The organism is Idiomarina ramblicola, assembly GCF_003987255.1.
Lineage (GTDB): Bacteria > Pseudomonadota > Gammaproteobacteria > Enterobacterales > Alteromonadaceae > Idiomarina > Idiomarina ramblicola.
Genome location: NZ_PIQC01000015.1, coordinates 1 through 1,218, shown reverse-complemented (window position 1 = coordinate 1,218; position 1,218 = coordinate 1). Strand labels below are relative to the sequence as shown.

Here is a 1,218-nt window from a genome sequence, read left to right as displayed (position 1 = left end):
ATGTCTAAAGAAAAATTTGAACGTTCGAAGCCGCACGTAAACGTCGGCACCATTGGTCACGTTGACCACGGTAAAACAACACTAACTGCTGCTATTACAACTGTTTTGGCAAAAGTTTATGGTGGTGCGGCGAAAGACTTCGCAGCCATCGATAACGCGCCAGAAGAGAAAGAGCGTGGGATCACAATTTCAACGTCACACGTTGAGTATGACACGCCAACTCGCCACTACGCACACGTAGACTGCCCAGGGCACGCTGACTATGTAAAAAACATGATCACCGGTGCGGCGCAGATGGACGGTGCTATTTTGGTGGTAGCAGCAACAGACGGCCCAATGCCACAGACACGTGAGCACATCCTGCTTTCACGTCAGGTAGGCGTTCCTTACATCGTAGTCTTCATGAACAAATGTGACATGGTTGACGATGAAGAGCTGTTAGAGCTGGTAGAAATGGAAGTTCGTGAACTGTTGTCAGAATATGACTTCCCGGGCGACGACCTGCCGGTAGTTCAAGGTTCAGCACTGAAAGCGCTGGAAGGCGACGAAGAGTACAGCAAGAAAATTGTTGAGTTAGCGGACGCGCTGGATAACTACATTCCAGAGCCAGAGCGTGACATCGATAAGCCGTTCATCATGCCAATCGAAGACGTATTCTCGATTTCAGGTCGTGGTACCGTTGTTACCGGTCGTGTAGAGCGCGGTATTGTGCGCACAGGCGACGAGTGTGAAATCGTTGGTATGAAAGACACCACCAAGACTACTGTTACTGGTGTAGAAATGTTCCGTAAGCTGCTTGACGAAGGTCGTGCAGGCGAGAACATCGGTGCGTTGCTGCGTGGTACGAAGCGTGACGAAGTAGAGCGTGGTCAGGTACTGGCGAAGCCGGGTACAATTACTCCGCATACGAAGTTCGAAGCAGAAGTATACGTACTGAGCAAAGACGAAGGTGGCCGTCATACGCCATTCTTTAAAGGCTACCGTCCACAGTTCTACTTCCGTACAACGGACGTAACTGGTGCCGTAGAATTGCCGGAAGGCGTAGAAATGGTCATGCCTGGTGATAACCTGAAATTCGTTGTTGATTTGATTGCTCCAATCGCAATGGACGAAGGTCTGCGTTTCGCTATCCGTGAGGGTGGCCGTACCGTAGGTGCAGGCGTCGTATCAAAAATCATGGACTAATGCAGTCCGTTTGATTTTAAGAGCCCGGCTTTG

At 50.2% G+C, this 1,218-nt stretch carries 1 protein-coding gene; it reads left to right on the top strand.

Features of this window, described 5'->3' with window-relative positions; translation table 11 throughout:
* Entirely contained in the window at positions 1 to 1,185 is a 1,185-nt protein-coding gene (tuf, locus tag CWI78_RS12875) for an elongation factor Tu (protein ID WP_126783200.1), read from the top strand.
* The last annotated feature ends 33 nt before the right edge of the window (positions 1,186 to 1,218 follow it).

Coding starts and splice junctions, on each gene's coding strand:
- tuf (WP_126783200.1), top strand. CDS start 1: ATGTCTAAAGAAAAATTTGAACGTTCGAAGCCGCACGTAAACGTCGGC.